Source organism: Streptomyces sp. SJL17-4 (assembly GCF_036826855.1).
In the GTDB taxonomy this organism is placed as follows: domain Bacteria; phylum Actinomycetota; class Actinomycetes; order Streptomycetales; family Streptomycetaceae; genus Streptomyces.
Map to the genome: position 1 here is coordinate 671,963 of NZ_CP104578.1, position 17,030 is coordinate 688,992.

Sequence of the window (17,030 nt, forward strand, 5' to 3'; positions counted from 1 at the left end):
GGCGACCGCGCCATTCGCAACGGTCGTGCGTCGTATCGTGGCTTCATGACCGAACCCTCGCCGGGTCTCACCAGCGGCGCGGTCGCGCGCCGCCTGGGAGTCGCGCCCACCACCCTGCGCTCCTGGGACCGGCGCTACGGCATCGGCCCCGCCGCCCATGAGAGCGGCCGGCACCGGCGATGGAGCCCGGCCGACATCGCGGTCCTCCAGGAGATGTGCCGGCTGACGGCGTCCGGAATCCCTCCGGCGGAGGCGGCCAGGAGCGCCCGGGCCGGAGCCGTACCGGTCGCGCCCGTCACGGCCGACCCGGCCCCGGCCCGGGAAGCCCGCCCCGCCCTCGGCGACGTACGACGGGAGCTGCGGGGCCTGGGCCGCGCCGCCGTCAGACTCGACTCCGGGGCCATGGACGAGCTGCTGGAGTCCGCGATCGCGCGGCACGGTCTGGTCACCGCGTGGGAGGAGGTACTAGGGGGTGTCCGGAAAGTCATGGGAGCCAGAGGCGGAGGCAGGCAAGGGTGACCATGGCCTGGAAGTGGACGGCGCGTTTGTCGTAGCGGGTGGCCAGGGCCCGGTTCTGCTTGAGCCGGCTGAAGCAGCGTTCGACCACGTTGCGCCGCCGGTAGGCGGCCCTGTCCAGGCGGCAGCGGCTCTCGCCGCGGCGGATGCGCCCGTTGATCTGGTCGATCCGCTCGGGAATCGCCGCCGCGATGCCGCGTCGACGCAGATAGGCGCGGATCCTGCGGGCCGAGTAGCCCTTGTCCGCCACCACCCGCTCGGGCCGGGTCCGGGGCCTGCCCGGCCCCGGCCGCGCGATACGGATCCGGTCCATGACCGGCTCGAACTGGGTGCAGTCGTTGACGTTCCCGCCGGTGATCGTGAAGGCGAGGGGGCGGCCCTGGCCATCGCAGGCCAGGTGGATCTTGCTGGTCAACCCGCCGCGCGACCGGCCGAGCGCCTCGCCTTCCCAGGGCCCCCTTTTCGGGCCCCGGCCGCGTGCTGATGCGCCCGGACCGTGGTCGAGTCCACACAGACGATCGTCCAGTCGACGGCTCCGACGGCGTCGGAGTGCTGCTGCACATGGGCCAGGAGGCGGTCCCAGGTGCCGTCAGCGGACCAGTGCCGGAAGCGTTCGTAGACCGTCTTCCACGGTCCGTAGCGTTCGGGCAGGTCACGCCAGGCGGCCCCGGTGGACAGCTTCCACAAGATCCCGTTCACCACCTGACGCCGGTCCCGCACCGGCCGGCCCATTCGGCCCGGCGCCAGCAGCGGAGCGATCAACGACCAGGACTCATCCGTCAGTTCATGCCTACGCACCACGAACGGACCAACGATCCGTCGACTTTACGGACACGGCCTAGCGCCGGCCCTGCATGCCGTGGGCCGCACGTGGGAGACCTCGGAGGACCGCTACGTCGAAGTGGAGCACCTGTTGTCCTGGCACGTCTCGACAGCACTGCGCCGGGTCGGCTCGGCGGGCCGTGCCGGAACCCCGGGGGCGGCCACTCCCCCGGTCCTGCTCGCCTGTGTGCCCCACGAGCAGCACACCCTCCCGCTGGAGGCGCTCGCCGCCGGACTGGCCGAACTCGGCGTCCCCACCCTGATGTTCGGGGCGGCCGTGCCGCCGGAGGCGCTCGACCAGGCGGTACGCAGGACCGGTCCCGCCGCGGTCACGCTGTGGGCCCAGGCGCGCTCGACGGCGGACCACCCCCTGGCGCGCCACGTCGCCGACACCTCATGGGGCGTCAGGGGCGCCCGGTCCCGGACGACGGTCCTCCTCGCGGGCCCCGGCTGGGCGGGCAGGACCCCCGGACCGGGAATGCTGCGCCTGGCCGGCCTACGGGAGGCCCTGTCCCTGCTGCGCGGTCTCCACATCACGGCACGGACCGGCGACCGCGACACCGTCTAGTCCTGGCCGCGGCACGGACGACGACCGCGACACCGTCCGGTCCCGGCCGCGGGCGTGCCGGAAGCGGGCGAGGCCGTCGGCGAGATCGACCACGGGGTCCGGGTAGTCGTAGCGGGCCCTTTCGAGGCCGGGGAGCTTCCACGGCTCGTGGACCGCGGGGCCTTCGAGTCCGGCGAGTTCCGGTACCCATCGCCGTACGTACGCGCCGTCCGGGTCGTACCGCTTGCCCTGGGTCACCGGGTTGAGCACCCGGTTGGGGCGGCTGTCGGTGCCCGTGCCGGCCATCCACTGCCAGTTGAGCTGGTTGTTGGCGACATCGCCGTCGACCAGCAGGTCCAGGAAGTGCCGCGCTCCCTCGCGCCAGTCGATGTACAGCGTCTTGGTCAGGAACGAGGCGGTGAGCAGCCGCCCCCGGTTGTGCATCCAGCCCTCGTGGGCGAGCTGCCGCATCGCGGCGTCGACCACGGGGTAGCCGGTGCGGCCCGCACGCCACGCCCGGAGGTCGGCGTCCGCCTCCTTCCCTCGCCGCCAGTGGTCGTGACGGGTGCGGTACTCGTCGGCGGCGGCGTCGGGGCGCGCGGCGAGGACCTGGCGGTGGAAGTCCCGCCAGCAGAGCCGGCGTACGAACGCCTCGGCGCCCGGCCCGCCACGCGACCGGGCCCGGTGGACCGCCTCGGCCGCCGAGACGGCGCCGAAGTGGAGGTACGGCGAGAGGCGGGACGTCGCGTCGCCCGCGAGGTCGTCGTGGCCTTCCTCGTACGTGTCGACGCCCCGTGCCAGCCAGGCCGCGAGCCGCCTCCGGCCCTCCCGCTCACCGCCCGCGGCGAGGCCCTCGGAGACGGACGCGACGCTCGCGCGGGCCGGAAGGTCATCCGAGCGGACGCCTGGGGGCGTCCGGACCGCTCGCGGCGCCGCGAGCGGTTCTCGCAGCCGCTCGCGCGACCAGCGGCGGAAGTACGGGGTGAACACCGCGTAGTGGTCGGAGCCGCCCGGTGTCACGGCGCGCGTGGGCAGCACGGTGTCGACGGCGTCATGGACGTACAGGCGCCGCCCGTCCGCCTCCAGGGCGCGCCGGAGCCGGTCCTCACGGCGTCGGGCGAACCCACTGCATCCGGCCGCCATGTGGACGTCGTCGGCGTCGGCCTGCCGCACGAGGGCGCACACCTCGGCGACGGGGTCGCCGGAGCGCACCACGAGCCGGCCACCGCGCTCGCGCAGTCCGGCGTCGAGAGCGGCGAGGCAGTCCGCGAGGAACGCGGCCCGGTTCGGCGCCGTGTGGCCGCCCGCGCGGGCCACGGCCGGATCCCGTACGAACAGGGGGACGACCTCGTTCCCCCGCCCAGCGCGGCACGCAGCGGCGGATGGTCGTGGACGCGGAGGTCCGAGGTGAACAGGACGACCGAGACGTTCATGGCACCGCTCCTGGAAGGGATCACCGACCGGCTCGGCGAGGCGCCGCGCCGCGCCGGTCCGATGGTCGCTCTACTGGCGTACGGGGGTCATTCGGCCTGCGGGGGCGCGCCGGATGCGGGCGACGGGCCATTCGCGGGCTACGGAGCACCACGCTCCGAGGCGGCACTCCCCGTGGGCTCGGGTCGCCCGGTCGTCCCCTCCGCCTCGCTCGCCTCCGCCGTCAGCGCGATGTTGCGGGCCATGCCGCCGAAGACCACGGCGTGGAACGGCGCGACGCTCCACCAGTAGGCGTGGCCGGCCAGGCCGTGGGGGTGGAACAGGGCCCGCTGGCGGTAGCGGGTCGCCCCGCTTCCGTCCCGCTCGGCGTACATCTCCAGCCAGGCGAGGCCGGGGAGTCGCATCTCGGCGCGCAACCGCAGAAGTCTGCCCCGTTCGATCTCCTCCACCCGCCAGAAGTCCAGCGAGTCCCCGGCTCTCAGGCGCAGGGCGTCGCGCCGGCCCCGGCGCAGACCGACGCCGCCGACGAGCCGGTCGAGCCGGCCGCGGACGGCCCAGGCGAGGGGGAAGGAGTACCAGCCGTTCTCCCCTCCGATGCCCTCCACGACCCGCCACAGCGCCTGCGGTGACGCATCGACGGTGAGTTCGCGCTCGTCGGTGTAGAGGCTGCCGCCCGCCCAGTCGGGGTCGGTCGGCAAGGGATCGCTCGGCGCGCCGGGCACGGACGCCGAGGACCAGCGGGTGGTGGTCCTGGCCTCGCGAACCCGCCGGAGGGCGAGGGCGAGCGCCCGGTCGAAGGCGAGAGGGGCGTCGGGCGGGTCCGTCACCCAGTCGGCGATGTCGTGCTCGTCGCAGACCACTTCGTGCCGGAGCGACTCCGCGAGCGGGCGGGCGATCGACCGGGGCACCGGGGTGACCAGTCCGATCCAGTGGCTGGACAGCCGGGGGGTGAGGACCGGCACGGGGACGATGAGCCGCCGCGGCAGCCCGGCGACGGCGGCGTAGCGGCGCATCATGCCGCGGTACGTGAGGATGTCGGGGCCGCCGATGTCGAAGGCCCGGCTGACCTCCGCGGGCATGCGCGCGCTGCCGACCAGGTAGCGCAGGACGTCCCGGACGGCGATCGGCTGGATCCGGGTGCGGACCCAGCTCGGGGTGACCATCACGGGCAGGCGTTCGGTGAGGTACCGGAGCATCTCGAACGAGGCCGAGCCGGATCCGATGATGACGGCTGCGCGGAGGACCGTGGTGGGGACCCCGGACTCCAGGAGGATGCGGCCGACCTCGGCGCGTGAGCGGAGGTGCGGCGAGAGCTCCCGGTCGGGGACGCCGCGAGGGGTGAGGCCGCCGAGGTAGACGATGCGGCCGACACCGGCGGCGCGGGCCTGTCCGGCGAAGGTCAGGGCCGCCGTGCGGTCGGTGCGCTCGAAGCCGCGCCCGGCGCCCAGGGCGTGCACCAGGTAGTACGCGACGTCGACGTCGCGGAAGGCGGGAGCGAGGGTCTCGGCGTCGGTGACGTCGCCCCGGACGATCTCCACCTCCCCGGCCCAGGGGTGGTCGCGCAGTTTCGCGGGGGTGCGGGCCAGGCACCGCACCCGGAAACCGGCCTCCAGGAGTGCGGGGACGAGGCGGCCGCCGATGTAGCCGCCGGCGCCGGTGACCAGGCACAGCGGTGCCGGTCCCGGTTGCTCGTGCCTTGAGGCGTCGCTCATGGATCTGCTCCGTTCCGCTGTCGGTGGGGGTGCCGGGCTGCCCGCCGGCCGGGGGTTCGGCTTCCTCCTGCCGGGGCTGGCGCCTCCTCCTGTCCTCTTCCGCTTCTCTCCCGTTTCTCTTCCGCGGGTACGGCCGCTGCGGATGCGCGGGCCGGCTTCTATAGGCTGATCGTGTGGCCAGTACAGAAGAACCCGAGACCGGTGGGACCGCGCACGGGCGCGCGCCGGGTGATGCGCAGAGCTTCGCCCGCGCGCTGCGGCGGACGAACGGTGAGATCAATCGGCTGGTCCATGGTTTCGCGCTCGCGCAGGGGCTGCATCCCACGGACGTGCAGGCGCTCTCGGTCGTCCTGGACAGCCCGGAGCCGCTGACGCCGGGTCGGCTGAGGGAGCACCTGGGATTGACCTCGGGGGCGGTCACGGCCTGTCTCGACCGGCTCGAACGGGCCGGGCACATCCGCCGCTCCCGGGAGAGCGCCGATCGCAGGGTCGTCCATGTGCACTACGTGGAGGGGGCGAAGGCCGCCGCACGCAGCTACTTCATGCCGCTGGCGCAGGCGGCGGAGCGGGCCCGGCTCCGGTTCGACGCGGAGGAGCTCGCCGCGGCCGTGCGCTTCCTCGACGCGCTGAACGAGGAACTCGGCGACCTGCACGTGCCCCGCCGCTGACCGAGACGCCCGGCGCCTCGCCACCTCCTCGTCCCCCGGCACTCTCTCGTCACCCCGCTCCAGGCGACCTCTCGGCACCCCACGCCCCCTCGCGCGGTCTCCCCATGCTTCAATCTCTCTCGATCATTGAGATTCTTTCTGCTTGAGATACCTCTTCCATGTCGAGAGACCCCTGCCCTGGAGTCCGCATGCCCCGCCCCCCTCGATGGGCCGCCCGCCTGCTGCCCCTCGTCCTGCTCGTCCTCTGGCTCGCCGTCGGCGGCGGCCTCGGCCCGTACGCGGGAAAGCTCGGGGAGGTGGCCACCAACGACCAGGCCGCCTTCCTCCCCCGCAGTGCCGAGTCCACCCGGGTGATCGAGGCCCAGCGGGCCTTCCGTCAGGACGGGACGCTCCCCGCGCTCGTCGTCTGGACCTCACCGGGCGGCGGACCCGTCGGCCCGGAGACACGGTCCGCGGCCACGCGCGCGCTGGCCACGCTCACCGGGCGACCGGGGGTCGTCGGCACCCCGACGCCGGCGCTCCCGTCCGAGGACGGGGAGGCGCTGCGCGGCGTCGTGCAGCTCCGCCCCGACCTCGGCGAGGAGCTGACGCCCACGCTCGGGGCGATCGACCGGGCGGCCTCCACCGTGCCCGGGACCACCGTGTGGCTCGCCGGGCCCGCCGCCACCCAGGCCGATCTGTCGGACGCCTTCGCCGGCATCGACGGACTGCTGCTCGCGGTCGCCCTGGTCACGGTGCTGCTCATCCTGCTGCTCGTGTACCGCAGCGTGCTGCTGCCCCTGATCATCATCGTCGGCGCGGTGCTCGCGCTCGCCCTGGCCTGCGCCGTGGTGTACGTGCTCGCCGACCACGACGTCGTCCGGGTCGACGGACAGGTCCAGGGCATCCTGTCGATCCTGGTCATCGGCGCCGCCACCGACTACGCACTGCTGCTCGCCGCCCGCTACCGCGAGGAACTCGCCCGACGCGACGGAGAGCGCGTCCCGGCCATGCGCGCGGCGCTGCGCCGGTCCGCCGGTCCCGTCACGGCGAGCGCGGCCACCGTGGCGCTCGGCCTGCTGGCCCTGCTGTTCAGTGATCTGACGAACAACCGGGCCCTCGGCCCGGTGGGCGCCATCGGCATCGTCTGCGCCGTGCTGAGCACGCTGACCTTCCTCCCCGCCGTCCTGGTCCTGCTCGGCCGCGCCGCGTACTGGCCCGCCCGCCCCCGCCCGTCCGAGTCCGGAAGCGGCGGCCACGGGATCTGGCGCCGCGTGGCCGCTCTGGTGGACCGGGCTCCCCGCAAGGTGTGGGCGGTGACGCTCGCCGGGCTGCTCGCCTGCGCCGCCTTCGCGCCGGTCCTGGAGTCCAAGGGTGTTCCGCTCGACGAGATCTTCGTCAACGACGCCCCCTCCGTCGCCGCCCAGGAGACCCTCGGCCGGCACTTTCCCGGTGGGGCCGGCAACCCGGCGGTCGTGATCGCCGACGCGGCCGCGGCGGCCCGGGTGACCTCAGTGGCCGAGCGGGTCGAAGGGGTGGACTCGGCCGTGGCTGTCACCGCCTCCGGCCGACCCGGGGCCGGAGCACCGCTGGTCGTCGACGGACGGGTCCGGATCGACGTCACCCTGACCGACGCCGCCGACAGCGACGCGGCCGAGGCGGCGGTCGTACGGCTCCGCGCCTCCGTGCACGCGGTGCCGGGGGCGGACGCCGTCGTCGGCGGGTACACGGCTCAGCGGTACGACACCCGGCGGACCGCCGAGCGCGACCGGAGGCTGATCGTGCCGGTGGTGCTCGCCGTCATCCTGGCCATCCTGGTGGGCCTCCTCCGCTCCGTCCTGATGCCGCTGCTGCTCGTGGCCACGGTGGCTCTGAACTTCCTCGCCACCCTCGGGGTCTCGGCCCTGGTCTTCCGTCACGTGTTCGGCTTCAGCGGCGCGGACTCCTCGGTCCCGCTCTACGGATTCGTGTTCCTGGTCGCGCTGGGCGTCGACTACAACATCTTCCTGATGTCCCGGGTGCGGGAGGAGTCGTTGACGCACGGGGTCCGCGAGGGCGTCCTGCGCGGGCTGACCGCGACCGGCGGCGTCATCACGTCCGCCGGTGTGGTGCTGGCCGCCACGTTCGCGGCGCTGGGCGTCATTCCGCTCGCCTTCCTGGTGCAGATCGCCTTCATCGTCGCGTTCGGCGTCCTCCTGGACACGCTCGTCGTCCGCTCGCTGCTCGTACCCGCTCTCGTAAGGGACCTCGGCCCCGTCGCGTGGTGGCCGGGCGCACTGAGCCGGGGCACGACGGGGCCGGTGGGCGTTGCCTCCCCGGAGCGTGGTGCCTCTCCGAAGAACGCCTCCGCTCCTTAGGCATCAGCACCGAACCGGGCGTCCGGTGGGGGGGGGTGGGGGGGGTGGGGGTCACTTGGACTCGTCGGTCGGACCCATGTGTTCGCCCGGCGTGGCCAGTTCCTCCACGGCCCCAGCTCCGACGACCGCACCCGTGGACCTCTTGCCGCGCCGCAGCCGCCCTTCGAGCCAGGAGGCGAAGGTGGTGAGCGCGAAGTTGAGGATGACGAAGAGCACGGCGACGACGGTGAAGCAGGCGATCGTGTTGGCCCCGTAGTTGGCGCTCATCGGGCGGACGGAGGCGAGGAGTTCGGAGAAGCCGAGCATCGCGCCGCCGAGCGCGGTGTCCTTGACGATGACGACGAGCTGGCTGACCAGCGCGGGGAGCATGGCCGTGACCGACTGCGGGAGGAGCACGTACGTCATGGTCTGGCCCTTGCGCATGCCGATGGCCTTCGCCGCGTCGGTCTGGCCCGCGGGGAGGGCGAGGATGCCGGCGCGGACGACCTCGGCGAGTACGGAGGCGTTGTAGAGGACGAGGCCGGTGACGACGGCGTACAGCGGGCGGGTCTCCGGGCTGATGTCGGTGAACTCGGAGTAGGCCGCGTTGGCGAAGAGCATGAGGATCAGAACGGGGATGGCGCGGAAGAACTCGACGACGGTGCCCGCCACTCCGCGTACGGCCCGGTGGTCGGAGAGGCGGGAGATGCCGAGGAGGGCGCCGAGCGGCAGGGCGATCACCATGGCGAGTCCGGCGGCGATCACGGTGTTCTTGAGGGCGGGGAGGATGTACGTCTCCCAGACCCGGGCATCGGTGAAGAACGGGGCCCACTTGGACCATTCGAGCTGGTTCTTGTCGGCGAGGCTCGCCACGACCCACCACACGACGGCGGCGAGCGCGACGACGAAGAGCAGCGTCCAGAGGAGGTTGCGGCGCCGGGCGCGGGGGCCGGGGACGTCGTAGAGGACGGTGGGCTTGGTCTTCACCGTTTCACCGCCACCTTCTTGGCCACCCAGCCGAGGAACAGGCCGGTGGGCAGGGTCAGACAGATGAAGCCGAGGGCGAAGATCGCAGAGATGAGGATGAGCTGGGCCTCGTTCTCGATCATCTCCCGCATCAGCAGGGCGGCTTCGGCGACCCCGATCGCGGCGGCCACGGTGGTGTTCTTGGTGAGGGCGATGAGGACGTTGGCGAGGGGGCCGACGACGGAGCGGAAGGCCTGCGGGAGCACGATGATGCGCAGGATCTGGGGGAAGCTGAGTCCGATGGCGCGGGCGGCCTCGACCTGGCCGAGGGGGACGGTGTTGATGCCGGAGCGCAGCGCCTCGCAGACGAAGGCGCTGGTGTACGCGATGAGGCCGAGGACGGCGAGCCGGAAGTTGATCGTGGTGAACCGGTCGGCGCCCATGCTGACGCCGAGCGTCTGGAAGAGGCCGAGCGAGGTGAAGACGATGATGACGGTGAGGGGGATGTTGCGGACGACGTTGACGTAGACGGTGCCGAAGCCCCGCATGAGGGGGACGGGGCTGACGCGCATCGCCGCCAGCAGCGTCCCCCAGACGAGGGAGCCGATCGCCGAGTAGACGGTGAGCTGCACCGTCACCCAGAAGGCTCCGAGCAGGTCGTACCCCTGGAGGAAGTCGAACACGACGGCCCGCTCACTTCACGACGACGCCGATCTTGGGGGCGGGTTCGTTCTGGTAGTTCGCGGGGCCGAAGTTCTTCTTGACCGCCGCGTCCCAGGAACCGTCGGCGACCATCTTCTCCAGGGCGGTGTTGATCTTGTCCTTGAGGTCGCTGCCCTTCTGGACGCCGATGCCGTAGTTCTCGTTGCTCATCTTGAAGCCGCCGAGCTTGAACTTGTCCTTGAACTGGCTCTGCGCGGCGTATCCGGCGAGGATCGAGTCGTCGGTGGTGAGGGCGTCGATGACGCCGTTCTCGAGTCCGGTCAGGCACTCGGAGTAACCGCCGTACTCCTGGAGCTGGGCGTCGGGGGCGAGCTTCTCCTTGACGTTCTGCGCGGACGTCGAGCCGGTGACCGAGCAGAGCCGCTTGTTGTTGAGGTCGGACGGCTGCTTGATGGAGTCGTCATCGGCCCGGATCAGGACGTCCTGGTGGGCCAGGAGGTACGGGCCCGCGAAGTCGACCTTCTCCGCCCGCTCGTCGTTGATCGAGTACGAGGCCGCGATGAAGTCCACGTCGCCGCGCTGGAGCAGCGTCTCCCGGTCGGCGCTCTTGGCCTCCTTCCACACGATGTCGGACGGGTCGTGGCCGAGTTCCTTGGCGATGTACGTGGCCACGTCGACGTCGAAGCCGGTGTAGGTGCCGTCCGGGGTCTTCAGGCCGATGCCGGGCTGGTCGTACTTGATGCCGACGGTGATCTCCTCGCCGTTGTGGTCGCGTGGCACGGCTCCGGTCGCGCCGTTCGCGAATCCCGCGGAGGTGAAGGAGAGGACGACGGCCGCGGCGACGGCCACGGCGGCCCTGCCGGTCCTGACGGTCCTGCCGGTCCTGCCGGTCGCCCTGCGGGTCCGGGCGTCGGGCCCGCCGGTCCTGGTCGGGTTCATGATCATGAGGATCACCCCTGGGGCTGCTGGTCGGGCGGCTGCCGTGCCGTGGCTCAGTGGTGGAGGATCTTGGACAGGAAGTCCTTGGCACGGTCGCTGCGCGGGTTGCTGAAGAACTCGTCCGGGGTCGTCTCCTCGACGATCCGTCCGTCGGCCATGAAGACGACGCGGTTGGCGGCGGAACGGGCGAAGCCCATCTCGTGGGTGACGACCACCATCGTCATGCCGTCCCTGGCGAGTTGCTGCATGACCTCCAGGACCTCGTTGATCATCTCGGGGTCGAGCGCGGAGGTCGGCTCGTCGAAGAGCATCACCTTCGGATCCATGGCGAGGGCGCGGGCGATCGCCACGCGCTGCTGCTGGCCGCCGGAGAGCTGGGCCGGGTACTTGTCCGCCTGGTTGGCGACCCCGACCCGGTCGAGGAGGGCGCGGGCGCGTTCCTCGGCCGCCTTCCGGTCCTTCTTGCGGACCTTGATCTGGCCCAGGGTGACGTTGTCGAGCACCGTCTTGTGCGCGAAGAGGTTGAAGGACTGGAAGACCATGCCGACGTCGGCCCGCAGGGCGGCGAGTTCGCGCCCTTCGGCCGGCAGGGGACGCCCGTCGATGACGATCTCGCCCTTGTCGATGGTCTCCAGGCGGTTGATCGCCCGGCAGAGCGTCGACTTTCCCCCGCCGGACGGCCCGATGACGACGACCACCTCGCCGCGGTGGACCGTCATGTCGATGGACTGGAGGACGTGCAGGGTTCCGAAGTGCTTGTCGACCTCGCGCAGCACGACGAGCGCGTCTCCGCCTTCCGGGACGGGCATGTCACCCTCCTGGCTCACGCCCCCGCTTGCCGCTCCTTCTCACGTTCATGCTCCGCCCTCCGCCCGGCCCCCGCACTCCGGAGGGGGACACGCACGTGACCCCCGGCGGGGTGCCGGGGGTCGCGTGGAGGTGGAGGAGGCGGGCCCCGTCAGGCGCCGGTCTCGCGTACGGCCGGCTCGATCAGGTCGCAGACCTCGACGAGTCGGGAGGGTCGTACGTCGGCTTCGCCCGCCAGGCGGGGGCGGTGACGTCGTCGCCGAACGTGGAGGCGAGCGGCGCCTTCCGCGTGACGGCCATGACCAGGGCCTCTTCCTGGGTCAGGTCCTGGGCGAAGGCGGCGATGCAGACGAGGCCGGTCAGGTTCGGCAGGTCGCCCGCCTCTGTGATGACGGCGCCGCCGTGGGAGTGGCCGACGAGCAGGACGGGCCCGTCGACCTGCCGGACCGTCTCCGGGTGCGCTCGGCGTCGTCGGCGAGCGAGGTCAGCGGGTTCTCGACGGCGTGGAGCCGGTCGTGGCCGCGGCGGTGGAGTTCGGTGATCACCTTGGACCTGTGTGCGGCGAATCCCGCCCCTGCTGACGCCCCGTACCTCCTCCGTCACGCTACGGGAGGGACGGCGGGCCCGCGTGTCAGGACGGAGCGGGCGTACGCGCGCGTGGGGGCGGGCTGGCGGACACTGGGGGTGGGAGCCGAGTGTGCGAGGAGGGTCCGCCATGAGCAGTGCCGCACCCAAGGTCAGCACGTTGCCGCTGGAGCACCGGGAGCGCCTGATGGCCTTCGCCGAGGACGTGTACTTCGAGTCCGGTCACCGGCTGTTCGAGGAGCAGCAGCACGCCGACCGGTTCTGGATCGTGAAGACGGGCGCGGTGACGCTCGACGCGAGGGTGCCGGGGCGCGGATCGCCGGTGATCGAGACCCTGCGCCACGGTGAGCTGGTGGGCCTGTCGTGGCTGTTCCCGCCGTATCTGTGCCAGTCGGGGGCGGAGGCGATGACGCCGGTCCGTGCGCATGAGTTCAATGCCCCGGCCGTCCGCTCGATGTGCCGCTCGGACGCGGAGTTCGGGGCCTCGGTCATGTTCTGGGTGGGCGCGATCCTGGCCCACCGCCTCCAGGTGACCCGGGTCCGGCTCCTCGACCTGTACGCGCCGCACGGGAGCGGCATCCTGGCCTGAGGGACGGCGGGGACAACAGGGACGGCAAGGGGACGGCAAGGGGACGGCGGGGGCGCGCACCCACCGGGCGGGGTCGGGGCGGGCCGGAGCCGTCGGACCGCCGGACGCTACGGTGGCGGTCCATTCCGTCGACGAGCTGCGAGGTCCCGATGAGCGACCCGACGACGGCACGCGAGGCGATCGCCCTCGTCGCCGGCGACGACTTCACCGAATTCGCCTTCATGGAGGGGCCCTTGACGGGTGACGGGCCGCTGGGCTGGCCCGGCTACTCCGCGGCGCACGCGCGCGCGGCCGCGCGTACCGACGAGACCGAGTCGGTGATCTGCGGCACGGGCGAGATCGACGGGGTACGAGTGGTCCTGATCGCCTTCGAGTTCGGGTTCCTCGGCGGCTCCCTCGGGGAGCGGACGGGCGCGCGTGCCGCCGCGGCCCACGCGGAGGCCCGTGCGCGACGGCTGCCCGTGGTCGTGCTGCCGGCCACCGGCGGCAGCCGGATGCACGAGGGCATGCGGGCCCTGCTCCAACTCCAGCTCCTGGCAGGCGAGTCGGCCCTCACCCGGGCCGCCGGGCTGCCGCAGATCGCCGTCCTGCGGGACCCGACGACGGGCGGCGGCTGGGCCACCCTGGGCGCCGGATCGGATGTGGTGCTCGCGCTGCCCGGCGCCCAGGTCGGCTTCGCCGGATCCCGGGTACGCCCGCCGGACGCGGACCCCGCCGCGTACACCGCGGAGGCGCAACTGGCGCACGGCCACATCGACGCGATCGTGGCACCCGGCGCGCTCCGTGGCACCCTCGGGCGCTGGCTCTCCCTGCTCACGCGTCCCGCCGAAGGGCCGGCGGCGCCGCCGCGCGCGCTCGGCGACCCGGACACCCCGCCCGCCGCGAGCGGCCGGGAGGCGGTGGCCCGGGCCCGGCACCCCGAACGGCCCCGGGCGGGCGCGTACCTCGACGCGCACTTCTCCGTCTGTGAGGAGATCTCGGGCGACCGCGCCGGTGGGGTCGACCCGGGGATGCGGTGCGGCTTCGGACGGCTCCCCGACGGCCGTACGGTCGCGTACGCGGCGCAGTGCGGGACCGCGACCCGCCCGGCCGGTTTCCGTACGGCCGCCCGGCTCGTACGGCTCGCCGACCGGCTGGGGATCCCGGTCCTCACCCTCGTCGACACACCAGGGGCGGCCAACGACCCGGCGGCGGAACGCGCCGGCGCGGGCCCCGCGATCGCCGACCTGTTCGCCGCCGTCGCCACCGCGCGCGTCGCCGTCACCTCGCTCCTCATCGGCGAGGGAGGCTCGGGCGGCGCACTCGCCCTCGCCGCCCCCGACAACCTCTGGGCCACCCCCGACAGCTACTTCTCGGTGATCGCCCCGGAGGCGGCCGCGTCGATCCTCAAGCGCCCGCCGGAGGAATCCGCCACGACAGCGGACCACCTCCGCCTGCGCCCCCGGGACCTCCTGGAACTGGGAGTCGTCCGGGGCATCGTGGGAACCTGAAGCCCGCCACGTCGGGGGGGGTCCACCACGTCGGGGGGGCGCCCGGCCCGACCGCGGTACGGCCGGACAGGCGGCGGCCTCAGCGGCTCAGTAGTAGTGCCGCATGATCTCGTCCGCCCAGGCCGGCTGAGTCGTCGGGCCCTGCGGGGCGAACTCGGCCATGTACGGCTTGATGTCGAGGACCGGCGTGCCGTCGACCGCGTCGAGGCCACGGACGTGGACGTCCAGGCCGTCCGTGCGCAGCAGCACGCAGCGGGAGAGTCCGAGGCGGTTGGGGCGGTTCTTGCCGCGCTGGGCGAAGATCCCGACCAGCGGCCACTCCGTGTTGCCGCGCGGGTGACGGGCCCCGGTCTCGACGGCGTCCGGTCGTACGCGGTCGAAGTGGTAGACGACCTCCAGGTGCGAGAAGGCGTCGAGGCCGGCGAGCGCCTCGGGGCCGAAGGCCTCCGCGTCCAGCCGGATGACCGACTCGACCGCGCCCCACTCGTCGTCGCGTACCTCTTCGCGGCCTCCGACGACATGGCCGACCGGGTGGGAGACGACGGACGGTCTGATCTGTTCCTGTGCCATGAATTCCTCGTTCCTTCCTACGTCCCCGGAGGGATTGCCGCCCGGCACGCTATCGCTGCTCACAGGACTGTCAGATGCCGGGCCCGTACCCCGGATCGGGCCCCTGCCGGGGATGCCACACCGCCGCGACACCCCAGAGGCCGAGCGCGACGACGGCGGCGCAGACGAGGAACGCCGCCCACGGGCGGAGCCACCGCGTCGCCGCCGCCCAGGTCATGGGCGGGACGAGCAGTCCGGCGAGGAGGATCAGCGGCATTTCGACGAGGATGACGCTCCAGTCCCGCGCGTGCGCCTCGAACCCTCCGTCGATGCTGTACGCGGCTCGGGGCAGCGCGAAGACCCCGGCGACGGTGACCCCGGCGACCGCGAGCAGACAGCCGACGGCGCCCTGGGACGGACCGTCGTCGGAGTCGCCTCCTACTGCTCTCTCGTCGCTGCCCTCGGTAGCCGGGGTGGCCTCGGTGACGCCGTCCGGCTCCATGGCGGGGTTCTCGCTCATGCCCGGGAGGGACGCCCGAAGACCTCGGCCGGTTCCGTACGCGGGTTCGACGTGCGGGACGCACGGCTCGCCGAACGAGCAGCCGCGGGTGACCATGGAGAACGGGATCTGGCGAGAAGCCGGCCGGCACTGGAGGGCACCCGTGGCGCACACCGGCACCACCACCGACGTACTCATCGTGGGCGCGGGTCCCGTAGGCCTGAGCGCCGCCGCCGAGCTCCGCCGGCACGGCGTGCGCTGTCGGCTCGTCGACCGGCTGCCGGCCAGGCTCCCGTACGCCAAGGCGGTCGGGATCCAGCCGCGCACCCTGGAGCTGTGGGACCGGATGGGCCTGGTCCGTGCCGTCCTGGAGGCCGCCGTACCGTTGCGCGGCCAACTGACGTACGTCAACGGCGCGGAGACGGCGCGACTCGCGCTGGAGCTGCCTCGCGACGTCCCGTACGGCTTCGCCGCGCTGCCGCAGTACGAGACCGAACGGCTCCTGGAGGAGTACGTCGCCGGCCTGGGGACGACCATCGAACGCGGCACCGAACTCGTCTCGTTCGTCCAGGACCCGGACGGGGTCACCGCACTGCTGCGCACCGCGTCGGGGGCGACCGAGGAGCTGCGGGTCCCCTATCTGATCGGCTGCGACGGGGCCCACAGCGTCGTCCGCAAGACGCTGGGCCTGTCGTACGAGGGCGGCGCGTTCCCGGAGGCGTACATGCTCGGGGACGTGGTGGCGGAGGCCGACTGGGGCCTGCCCAGGGGGTACGCGCTCCGCTCCGAGCACCGTGCAGCCGACGGGTCCCTCGACGACGTCCTCGTCTGCATCCCGCTGCCCGGCGCCGGCCGCTACCGGATGTCGATGAAGGTGCCGCCCGAACTGGCCGAACCGACCGACCCGGCCGTACCGACCGAACCCTCCGCACCTACCGAACCGGCCGTACCGACCGACCCGGCCGGGGACGCGCGGCCGGCTGCCGGGGGCACTCCCACGTCGGACGGGCTCGCCCACGGTCTCCAGGGCGGTCGCGGCCCCGGTCTGCCCCACCTCCAGGCCGTCGTCGACCGGCTGGCCCCGGGCCCGGCCCGGCTCTCCGATCTGCGCTGGTCGTCGGTCTTCCGCATCAGCCACCGCATCGTCGGCCGTTACGGCGAGGGGAGGGTCTTCGTCGCGGGCGACGCCGCGCACATCCACCCGCCCACCGGCGCCCAGGGCATGAACACCGGTATCCAGGACGCCGCCAATCTGGCCTGGAAGCTCGCCCTCGTGGTGCGGGGCGAGGCCGGCCCCGGGCTGCTCGGCAGCTATGACGCCGAGCGCCGCCCGGTGGGCGAGGAGGTCGTCGGCCGTACCGTGCGGCACGCCACCCGGGGCATCGAGAACGACCCGGCCGACCTGACGACCCTGCTGCTCCGCGAGGCCCAACTGCTCGTCGACTACCGGGAAGGCCCGCTCGCCGGGGCCCCGTACGGTCCGGTCGACGCGCCGCAGCCCGGCGACCTGGCCCCGGACTGCGGCGGTCTGACCACACCGATCGCCGTCCACCCGCTACGACTCCTCGACGTCCTGCGCGACCGCCCGGGGCACGTGGCCGTGCTGTACGGGGCCGATGTCACCGGCCTGGCGCGGGCGGTGGCGGCGGCGAGGGCCGCCGCCGGCGAACGGCTGCCGCTCGACGTCATCACCCTGCTCCCCCGTGACGCCGATCCGGGCGCCGCCCCCGCCGTCGGTGCTCCGGCATACCGGGACACCGCCGGGGAGTTCGCGCGGATCTACCTCCCCGACGGCGCCACCGGCTTCGTCGTACGCCCCGACGGGCAGCTCGCCGCGCGGTTCCCGCTCGGCGCCGTCACGGCGGCCCTGACGGACTGCCTCAGGGCGCTGTCCGTACCGCTACGGGACCCAGTGGTCGCCTGAGGCCGTGA

The 17,030-nt window shown here is 73.1% G+C and carries 14 protein-coding genes and 4 pseudogenes; 7 read left to right on the plus strand and 11 right to left on the minus strand.

The window, feature by feature from the left end; translation table 11 throughout:
* Positions 1–45 precede the first annotated feature (45 nt).
* Positions 46–468, plus strand: a pseudogene (locus N5875_RS02740) (MerR family transcriptional regulator); the annotation flags it as partial.
* Positions 469–484: 16 nt separating this feature from the next.
* Here N5875_RS02740 and N5875_RS02745 read toward each other — a convergent pair.
* Together N5875_RS02745 and N5875_RS02750 are read right to left on the minus strand one after the other, a co-directional pair.
* On the minus strand, positions 485–1,042 hold the full coding sequence (locus N5875_RS02745; protein ID WP_338499061.1) for an IS5 family transposase: 558 nt from the start codon (positions 1,040–1,042) through the stop codon (positions 485–487).
* Positions 928–1,248, minus strand: a complete 321-nt coding sequence (locus tag N5875_RS02750) for an IS5 family transposase (RefSeq protein WP_338499063.1) — start codon at positions 1,246–1,248, stop codon at positions 928–930. The genes N5875_RS02745 and N5875_RS02750 overlap by 115 nt, the downstream gene beginning before the upstream one ends.
* 106 nt (positions 1,249–1,354) lie before the next feature.
* Between N5875_RS02750 and N5875_RS02755 the strand changes: the two are divergent.
* Positions 1,355–1,906, plus strand: a pseudogene (locus N5875_RS02755) (transcriptional regulator); the annotation flags it as partial.
* 39 nt (positions 1,907–1,945) lie between these two features.
* On the opposite strand, the pseudogene N5875_RS02760 reads toward N5875_RS02755, so the two are convergent.
* A pseudogene (locus tag N5875_RS02760) lies at positions 1,946–3,318 on the minus strand (deoxyribodipyrimidine photo-lyase); the annotation flags it as partial.
* A gap of 138 nt (positions 3,319–3,456) precedes the next feature.
* Positions 3,457–5,028 (minus strand): SDR family oxidoreductase, encoded by a 1,572-nt coding sequence (locus tag N5875_RS02765; RefSeq protein WP_338491624.1) that lies wholly within the window; start codon positions 5,026–5,028, stop codon positions 3,457–3,459.
* A gap of 173 nt (positions 5,029–5,201) precedes the next feature.
* On the opposite strand from N5875_RS02765, the gene N5875_RS02770 reads away from it, so the two are divergent.
* Together N5875_RS02770 and N5875_RS02775 are read left to right on the plus strand one after the other, a co-directional pair.
* Positions 5,202–5,696, plus strand: coding sequence for a MarR family winged helix-turn-helix transcriptional regulator (locus tag N5875_RS02770; protein WP_318211890.1), 495 nt, complete (start codon positions 5,202–5,204; stop codon positions 5,694–5,696).
* 188 nt (positions 5,697–5,884) lie between these two features.
* Complete coding sequence (locus tag N5875_RS02775) at positions 5,885–8,032, plus strand: MMPL family transporter (protein WP_338491627.1); 2,148 nt, start codon at positions 5,885–5,887, stop codon at positions 8,030–8,032.
* A gap of 51 nt (positions 8,033–8,083) precedes the next feature.
* Here N5875_RS02775 and N5875_RS02780 read toward each other — a convergent pair whose 3' ends face one another.
* The 5 genes and pseudogenes from N5875_RS02780 to N5875_RS02800 form a co-directional block, all read right to left on the minus strand.
* Positions 8,084–8,998, minus strand: a complete 915-nt coding sequence (locus N5875_RS02780; protein ID WP_318211892.1) for an amino acid ABC transporter permease — start codon at positions 8,996–8,998, stop codon at positions 8,084–8,086.
* Positions 8,995–9,660 carry an amino acid ABC transporter permease gene (locus tag N5875_RS02785; protein WP_318211893.1) on the minus strand — a complete coding sequence of 222 codons (666 nt, stop codon included), beginning with the start codon at positions 9,658–9,660 and terminating at the stop codon, positions 8,995–8,997. Before N5875_RS02785 ends, N5875_RS02780 begins: the two co-directional genes overlap by 4 nt.
* A 10-nt stretch (positions 9,661–9,670) precedes the next feature.
* Positions 9,671–10,579, minus strand: coding sequence for a glutamate ABC transporter substrate-binding protein (locus tag N5875_RS02790; RefSeq protein ID WP_318211894.1), 909 nt, complete (start codon positions 10,577–10,579; stop codon positions 9,671–9,673).
* Between the two features lie 53 nt (positions 10,580–10,632).
* Positions 10,633–11,388: an amino acid ABC transporter ATP-binding protein gene (locus tag N5875_RS02795; protein ID WP_318211895.1), complete on the minus strand. Its 756-nt coding sequence runs from the start codon at positions 11,386–11,388 to the stop codon at positions 10,633–10,635.
* Positions 11,389–11,605: 217 nt separating this feature from the next.
* Positions 11,606–11,949: pseudogene (locus N5875_RS02800) on the minus strand (alpha/beta hydrolase); the annotation flags it as partial.
* 152 nt (positions 11,950–12,101) lie between these two features.
* Here N5875_RS02800 and N5875_RS02805 point away from each other — a divergent pair.
* Together N5875_RS02805 and N5875_RS02810 are read left to right on the plus strand one after the other, a co-directional pair.
* The gene (locus tag N5875_RS02805; protein ID WP_318211896.1) at positions 12,102–12,560 is read left to right on the plus strand and encodes a cyclic nucleotide-binding domain-containing protein; all 459 of its coding nucleotides are present in this window, start codon (positions 12,102–12,104) and stop codon (positions 12,558–12,560) included.
* Positions 12,561–12,709: 149 nt separating this feature from the next.
* Positions 12,710–14,050 carry a carboxyl transferase domain-containing protein gene (locus tag N5875_RS02810; protein WP_338491629.1) on the plus strand — a complete coding sequence of 447 codons (1,341 nt, stop codon included), beginning with the start codon at positions 12,710–12,712 and terminating at the stop codon, positions 14,048–14,050.
* Between the two features lie 87 nt (positions 14,051–14,137).
* Here N5875_RS02810 and N5875_RS02815 read toward each other — a convergent pair whose 3' ends face one another.
* Entirely contained in the window at positions 14,138–14,620 is a 483-nt protein-coding gene (locus N5875_RS02815) for an SAM-dependent methyltransferase (protein WP_318211898.1), read from the minus strand.
* A 70-nt stretch (positions 14,621–14,690) separates the two neighbouring features.
* Complete coding sequence (locus tag N5875_RS02820) at positions 14,691–15,119, minus strand: hypothetical protein (protein ID WP_338491630.1); 429 nt, start codon at positions 15,117–15,119, stop codon at positions 14,691–14,693.
* 142 nt (positions 15,120–15,261) lie between these two features.
* Between N5875_RS02820 and N5875_RS02825 the strand changes: the two genes are divergently transcribed.
* Positions 15,262–17,022, plus strand: a complete 1,761-nt coding sequence (locus tag N5875_RS02825) for an FAD-dependent monooxygenase (RefSeq protein ID WP_338491631.1) — start codon at positions 15,262–15,264, stop codon at positions 17,020–17,022.
* The last annotated feature ends 8 nt before the right edge of the window (positions 17,023–17,030 follow it).

Coding starts and splice junctions, on each gene's coding strand:
- N5875_RS02765 (WP_338491624.1), bottom strand. CDS start 5,028: ATGAGCGACGCCTCAAGGCACGAGCAACCGGGACCGGCACCGCTGTGC.
- N5875_RS02750 (WP_338499063.1), bottom strand. CDS start 1,248: ATGGGCCGGCCGGTGCGGGACCGGCGTCAGGTGGTGAACGGGATCTTG.
- N5875_RS02805 (WP_318211896.1), top strand. CDS start 12,102: ATGAGCAGTGCCGCACCCAAGGTCAGCACGTTGCCGCTGGAGCACCGG.
- N5875_RS02815 (WP_318211898.1), bottom strand. CDS start 14,620: ATGGCACAGGAACAGATCAGACCGTCCGTCGTCTCCCACCCGGTCGGC.
- N5875_RS02775 (WP_338491627.1), top strand. CDS start 5,885: ATGCCCCGCCCCCCTCGATGGGCCGCCCGCCTGCTGCCCCTCGTCCTG.
- N5875_RS02795 (WP_318211895.1), bottom strand. CDS start 11,388: ATGCCCGTCCCGGAAGGCGGAGACGCGCTCGTCGTGCTGCGCGAGGTC.
- N5875_RS02790 (WP_318211894.1), bottom strand. CDS start 10,579: ATGAACCCGACCAGGACCGGCGGGCCCGACGCCCGGACCCGCAGGGCG.
- N5875_RS02810 (WP_338491629.1), top strand. CDS start 12,710: ATGAGCGACCCGACGACGGCACGCGAGGCGATCGCCCTCGTCGCCGGC.
- N5875_RS02820 (WP_338491630.1), bottom strand. CDS start 15,119: ATGAGCGAGAACCCCGCCATGGAGCCGGACGGCGTCACCGAGGCCACC.